We start from the raw sequence: 6026 nt of genomic DNA, 5'->3' as shown, positions 1-6026 counted from the left end.
GGGTCACGACGGGCTGGCTCCGTGGCGGCCGGCGCTGCCGGCCGAGGCGCCGAATGGCGCCCGCGCCGCGTGGCGCGAGCCAAGGCCGCGGAGCGGCCGCCCGGCCCCTGAGGGCAAGATACGGCTCATTCGCCCGCCATCCTGACGCCGACCGCGCGCCCGCCCTCGATCTCCAGCACGCGGCCGAGCACGCGCTGGGCGGCACGGCTATGCGTCGCGACGATCGCGGTGCGCCCGGCGCAGAGCCGCCGCAGGCTCTCCAGCACCTCCGCCTCGGTCCCCGGGTCGAGATGCGCGGTCGGCTCGTCCAGCAGCACCAGCGGCGCGTCGCGCAGGAACGCGCGCGCCACCGCGACGCGCTGCGCCTGCCCGCCCGACAGGCCGAAGCCGCCCTCGCCCACCTGGGTGTCGAGGCCGAGCGAAAGATCGCGCGCGAAGGCCATCACCTGCGCCGCCTCCGCCGCCGCCTCGACCTCCGCGTCGGTCGCGTCGGGCCGGGCAAGGCGGATGTTCTCGCGCAGCGTGCCGCGGAAGAGATGCGCGCGCTGCCCGACATAGGAGGACAGCCGCCGGAGCTCGGACGGCCGCAGCAGCGTCGCATCCTGCCCGTTCAGCGCGATGCGGCCCGCATCAGGGCGGCGGAATCCCATCAGGAGGCGGAGCACGCTCGACTTGCCGGCGCCGGACGCGCCCGACAGCACCAGCGTCTCCCCCGGCATGACGCGGAAGGAGAGCCCGTCGAGCGCGGGCGGCCGCGCCGGATCGTAGCGCAGCCGCACATCGGTGAAGGTCACCACGACCTTGGGCGGCATCGCCTCGAGCCAGAGGCCGGGCGGGCCCTCGGGCTCCGCCAGCAGCGGCGCGAGCTCCGCCGCCGCGCCGCGGGCCGAGAGCTTCTCGTGATAGGCCTGGGAGAAGTTGCGGAGCGGCGTGAAGAAGGCCGGCACCAGCAGCAGGCAGAAGATCGCCGCCACCGGATCCGGATGCCCGGCGCCGAGGATCGCGCCGTGCCGGATCGCGAGGCAGGCGATCGCGCCCGCCGCCAGCACCTCGAGCGAGGCGGAGGAGAGGAAGGCGACGCGCAGCACCTTCATCGTGCGCGTGCGCAGCTCCGCCGCGGCGGTCGACAGCGCCTGCGCCTCGGCGTCCTGCCGGCGGAACAGCACCAGCGTCGGCAGGCCGCGCATGCGGTCGAGGAAGCGGCCCGAGAGACGCCCGAGCGCCTCGAACTGCCGGCGGCTCGCCTGCGCCGCGCCGATCCCGGTCGCGGCCATGGCCACCGGCACGAGCAGCCCGGCGACGCCGAGGATCAGGCCGCTGGTCGGGTCGGCCATCGCGGCGGCGCCCGCCACCATCGCCGGTCCCGCCACGGCGAGCACAGCGGCCGGCAGCCAGCGCGTGAGGAACCCCTCCATCGCCTCGATCCGGTCCACGACGAGCGCCGCCCGCTCGCCCACCGGACGCGGGTCCGAGGGGCCATCCGCCAGCAGCCTCGCGAAGCTGGCCTCCCGCAGCCGCGCCTTGGCGGCCTCCCCCGCCGCCACAAGGGCGCGCTCCTGCGCGACGCCGAGCCCGGCCGAGAGCGCAACCAGCGCCGCCGCCAAGGCGAGTTCCGTCCAGCCGGCCTCGCCGAAGCCGAGCAGCCCGGCGATCAGCATGGCGAAGAGCAGGGCCTGCGCGATACCGGCCGCCAACTGGGCAAGGCCGAGCGCAAGCGGCAAGGCCAGCCGCCCCCGCGCCTCCTTCGCCTCGCGCCGCAGCAGCGCATCGGCTGCCCGGTCGCTCTCCTTCCCCACCCGAGACATATGCCGCCCGACCATAGGCCAGCCGGCCGCCCCGGTCATCCCAGGATGTCAGCCCCGCCTGACACTCGGGGGCGACCCGCCGGCGCCGGGACTTGCCCAGCCGCGCCGCCGGGCGCACCTCCCGCAACGAGCCCAGCGGCGAAGGACCCCATGCTGCCCACCCACGGACGCTACGACTACGCCGCCTGGCGCGGCCGCACGCCCTATGCCTGGCCGAACGGCGCGAAGCTCGCGGTCTATCTCGGCGTCAACCTCGAGCACTTCGCCTTCGGCGAGGGGCTCGGCGCCGAGCTCGCGCCCGGCGGGCCGCAGCCGGACGTGCTGAACTTCGCCTGGCGCGACTATGGCAACCGCGTCGGCGCCTGGCGGCTGCTCGACCTGCTCGACGAGCTGCAACTGCCGGCCACGGTGCTGCTGAACAGCGCGATGTACGACTATGCGCCGTCGCTGGTCGCCGCCCACCGCGCGCGCGGCGACGAGATGGCCGGCCATGGCCGCACCAATTCAGAGCGCCAGTCGGTCTTGCCCGAGGCCGAGGAGCGGCGGCTGATCGCGGAGTCCACCGCCGCCATCGCGCTGCACGAAGGCCGCGCGCCGCGCGGCTGGCTCTCCCCCTGGATCGCGGAGAGCCGCGAGACCCCCGACCTGCTGGCCGAAGCCGGCTACACCTATACGCTCAACTGGTGCGCCGACGACGCGCCGGTCTGGATGCGCACCCGCGGCGGCCCTCTGCTCGCCGTGCCCTACCCGCAGGAGGTCAACGACATACCCGCCGTCGTCGCCCGCAAGGATGGCGGCGACGCCTTCGCACGCATGATCCTCGACGATTTCGAGGAACGCCTGCGCCAGACCGCCGACGGCTTGCCGCAGGTCATGGGCATCGCGCTGCACCCCTACATCGTCGGCCAGCCGCATCGCCTGCGTCATCTGCGCCGGGCGCTGGCCGCCATCGCGCGCGAGCGGGCGCGCGTCTGGATCACCACTGCCGGCGCCGTCTTCGACCATGTCGCCGCGCTGCCAGCCGGCACCGTGCCGGGCTGCCCGCGAGCCGCGAGGGAGCAGGCCGCATGATCCGCCGAGCCGCCCTCCTTCTCCTCGTCGCGCTGGCCGCCTGCGCCAGCCCGCCCGCTGGGCCGCCGGTGCAGACCGTCGCGGCGGTGGACCTCACCCGCTACGCCGGCACCTGGTACGAGATCGCCCGCTTCCCGAATTCCTTCCAGGACGGCCGCGGCCGCAACTGCGTGGCGACCACGGCGACCTACGCGCTCCGCCCCGACGGCCAGGTCGCGGTGGCCAACCGCTGCCTCGATGCCAATGCCGGCAACCGCGAGACGGTCGCGACCGCGACCGCCTACGCCGTCGAGGGCAGCGGCAATGCCCGCCTGCGCGTCAGCTTCTTCTGGCCCTTCTACGGCGACTACTGGGTCATCGGCCTCGATCCCGACTACCGCTGGGCGGCGGTCGGCGCGCCCAGCCGGGAGTTCCTCTGGATCCTCTCGCGCACGCCGCAGATGGCGGCCGGCGACTACGCCGCCGCCGTTGCGGCCGCAGCAGCCCAGGGCTTCGACGTCGCGCGCCTGCAACCGACGCCGCAACCGGCACGCTAGGATCGCGTCCCCGGAGAGCCCGAGATGACCTGGTCCATCCCCCTCGGCCGCGTGTTCGGCACCGAGATCCGCATCCACCTCACCTTCTTCCTGCTGCTCGCCTGGATCGGCTGGGCGCATGGCGCGCGAGGGGGCACGGAGGCGGCGGTCGCGGGGATCGTCTTCATCCTGCTGCTCTTCGGCTGCGTGCTGTTGCACGAATTCGGCCATTCGCTGGCCGCCCGCCGCTACGGCATCGCCACACCCGACATCACGCTGCTGCCGATCGGCGGCGTCGCGCGGCTCGAGCGCATCCCGGAGAAGCCGTCCGAGGAACTGGTCGTGGCGCTGGCGGGGCCGGCGGTGAACGTGGTTATCGCCCTCATCCTGCTCGTCATACTCGGCGGCGTGCCGCCGATCGACATGCTGGCGAACCCGGAGAACGCCGACCACCCGCTGCTCGCACGGCTCTTCTGGGTCAACGTCACCCTCGTCGTGTTCAACATGCTGCCGGCCTTCCCGATGGATGGCGGCCGCGTCCTGCGCGCGCTGCTCGCCACCCGCATGGCGCATCGCCGCGCCACCGACGTCGCGGCGACGATCGGGCAGGTGATGGCCTTCGGCCTCGGCTTCCTCGGCCTCGTCGCGGGCGCGCCGCTGCTCGTCTTCGTCGCGCTCTTCGTCTGGCTCGGCGCCGGCGCCGAGAGCCAGGCGGTGCGCACCCGCGAACTGACCCGCGGGATCCCGGCGCGCGAGGCGATGCTGACCCGCTTCGAGACCCTGCCGGTCTCCGCCTCCGTCGGTGCCGCGGTCGAATTGCTGCTGCAGACGTCCCAGACCGACTTCCCGGTGGTGGACGGCGCCGGGCGGCTGCGCGGCGTCCTGACCCGCTCCGACATGATCCGCGCGCTGCGCGAGGCGGGGCCCGACGCGCCCGTGCTCGACGCCATGCAGCGCGAGGTGCCCACCATCGGCCCGCGCGCCTCGCTCGACGAGGCGATGATGGCGCTGCAGGCCGCGGCCGGGCCGGTCGGCGTCGTCGAGGCCGATGGCCGGCTCGTCGGCCTGCTCACCCAGGAGAACCTGGGCGAGATGCTGATGGTCGAGGCCGCCCGCGGCGCCCGCCGCCCGCCGACGGATGGCCCGCCGCCCAACCCCTGGGCCCGGCCCGCCTGACCGCCACAGAGCCTCGTTCCGTCGACGCCGGTTCCGGCGCATAAGCGGCGCGCTGGAGCCCCGACATGCCCGGATTTGACCTGCTCGTCACCAATCTGCTGTCGCCCATCGTGCTCGCCTTCGTGCTGGGCGCGGTGGCGGGCTTCATCCGCTCCGAGCTCGAATTGCCGGATGCGGTGCTGAAGCTGCTCTCGATCTACCTGCTCCTCTCGATCGGGCTGACCGGGGGACGCGAACTCGCACAGGTGAAGCTCGCCGACGTCGCCGCGCTCTTCGTCGTCGCCGCGGCGCTGACCGTCACGCTGCCGGTCGTCACCTACCTGGTGCTGCGCCGGATCGGCGGCTTCGATATCTCCAACGCCGCGGCAGTGGCGGCGCATTACGGCTCGGTCTCCACCGTCACCTTCTTCGCCGCCGTCGCCTTCGCCCGCGCCGCCAACACGCCGAGCGAGGGCTACCTGACGGCCGTCGTCGCCATCATGGAATTCGCCGTCGTCCTCTCGCTCGCCATCGCGCGCTTCGCGATGGGCCGCGCCGCCGGCAATTTCCGCTTCGGCGAGCTGCTGCTCGACACGCTGCGCGGGCGCGGCATCCTGCTGCTCTCGGGCGGGATGCTGATCGGCTATGTCGCGACCGACGCCGACTGGCGCCGCATCGCGCCGTTCTACGAAGGCCTCTTCCGCGGCTTCCTGATGCTCTTCCTGCTGGAGATGGGCATGACCGCGGCCCGTCAGATCCGGCAGTTCGCGCAGGTCGGCGTCTTCATGACCGGCTTCGCGATCCTGGCACCCATCTTCTTCGGCACGCTCGGCGTCTATGCCGGCTGGGCCGTGGGGCTCTCGCTCGGCGGCGCCTTCGTGCTCGGCGCGATCACGGCCAGCGCCTCCTACATCGACGCGCCCGCCGCCTGCCGCGCCGCGCTGCCCGATGCGAGCCCGGGCATCTACCTCACGGCCTCGCTCGGCGTGACCTTCCCATTCAACCTGCTGGTCAACCTGCCGCTGCTCTACATGCTGGCAAGCTGGCTATACGGCTGACGCTCACGCCGCCGCGGCGGGATCCCCTGCCGCGGTCTCGCGGCCCGACCCGGTCAGCGCCACGATCCGCCGCCCGAGCCCGTCGGTGCGGCAGACGATCGCCCCCTGCCCTTCCAGCCATTCGAGCAGCCGCCGCGCGCGCCCGGCCGATCGGCTGCCATAGGCACGCGCGATTTCCTCGTCGGACGGGCAGGCCTCGCCGGCCAGCGCCGCGCGCGCGATCAGCAGGTAGACGCCCTGCGTGTCCTCCGGCAGCGCGGCAGCCTGCGCCGCGACCTCCGGCCAGTCGTCGTCGCCCGCCAGCGCGGCCTCGTCCACGCCGGCGCGCGCCAGCGCCAGCATGCGGCGGAACGCCGGCAGGTCGGGCGGCGTGCCGAGCCGCGCGATCCGGCAGCGTACCAGCAGGTCCTGGTAGAGCACCG

At 73.9% G+C, this 6026-nt stretch carries 5 protein-coding genes and 1 pseudogene; 4 read left to right on the top strand and 2 right to left on the bottom strand.

The genetic code is table 11. The annotated features are described in order from the left end of the window. Nucleotides 1-125: 125 nt before the first annotated feature. Nucleotides 126-1805, bottom strand: coding sequence for a thiol reductant ABC exporter subunit CydD (gene cydD, locus L2I40_RS17685; protein WP_237216514.1), 1680 nt, complete (start codon nt 1803-1805; stop codon nt 126-128). Between the two features lie 150 nt (nt 1806-1955). Between cydD and L2I40_RS17680 the strand changes: the two genes are divergently transcribed. From L2I40_RS17680 to L2I40_RS17665, 4 genes are all read left to right on the top strand, one after another. Then, complete coding sequence (locus tag L2I40_RS17680; RefSeq protein ID WP_237216513.1) at nt 1956-2876, top strand: polysaccharide deacetylase family protein; 921 nt, start codon at nt 1956-1958, stop codon at nt 2874-2876. After that, a complete protein-coding gene (locus tag L2I40_RS17675) occupies nt 2873-3412 on the top strand; it encodes a lipocalin family protein (RefSeq protein WP_237216512.1) in 540 nt (179 codons plus the stop codon). The genes L2I40_RS17680 and L2I40_RS17675 overlap by 4 nt, the downstream gene beginning before the upstream one ends. A gap of 24 nt (nt 3413-3436) precedes the next feature. Next, a complete protein-coding gene (locus L2I40_RS17670) occupies nt 3437-4567 on the top strand; it encodes a site-2 protease family protein (RefSeq protein WP_237216511.1) in 1131 nt (376 codons plus the stop codon). A 65-nt stretch (nt 4568-4632) separates the two neighbouring features. Next, the gene (locus L2I40_RS17665) at nt 4633-5604 is read left to right on the top strand and encodes a sodium-dependent bicarbonate transport family permease (protein WP_237216510.1); all 972 of its coding nucleotides are present in this window, start codon (nt 4633-4635) and stop codon (nt 5602-5604) included. Nucleotides 5605-5607: 3 nt separating this feature from the next. Here L2I40_RS17665 and L2I40_RS17660 read toward each other — a convergent pair. After that, nucleotides 5608-6026 (bottom strand): annotated as a pseudogene (locus L2I40_RS17660) (ATP-binding protein); the annotation flags it as partial.

It is taken from the genome of Falsiroseomonas oryziterrae, assembly GCF_021864505.1.
GTDB classification, from domain to species: Bacteria; Pseudomonadota; Alphaproteobacteria; order Acetobacterales; family Acetobacteraceae; genus Falsiroseomonas; species Falsiroseomonas oryziterrae.
This window is presented reverse-complemented; position numbering and strand designations above follow the sequence as displayed.

What these genes read in the sequence shown, in the direction of transcription:
- L2I40_RS17670 (WP_237216511.1), top strand. Translation starts at nt 3,437, where the DNA reads ATGACCTGGTCCATCCCCCTCGGCCGCGTGTTCGGCACCGAGATCCGC.
- L2I40_RS17665 (WP_237216510.1), top strand. Translation starts at nt 4,633, where the DNA reads ATGCCCGGATTTGACCTGCTCGTCACCAATCTGCTGTCGCCCATCGTG.
- cydD (WP_237216514.1), bottom strand. Translation starts at nt 1,805, where the DNA reads ATGTCTCGGGTGGGGAAGGAGAGCGACCGGGCAGCCGATGCGCTGCTG.
- L2I40_RS17675 (WP_237216512.1), top strand. Translation starts at nt 2,873, where the DNA reads ATGATCCGCCGAGCCGCCCTCCTTCTCCTCGTCGCGCTGGCCGCCTGC.
- L2I40_RS17680 (WP_237216513.1), top strand. Translation starts at nt 1,956, where the DNA reads ATGCTGCCCACCCACGGACGCTACGACTACGCCGCCTGGCGCGGCCGC.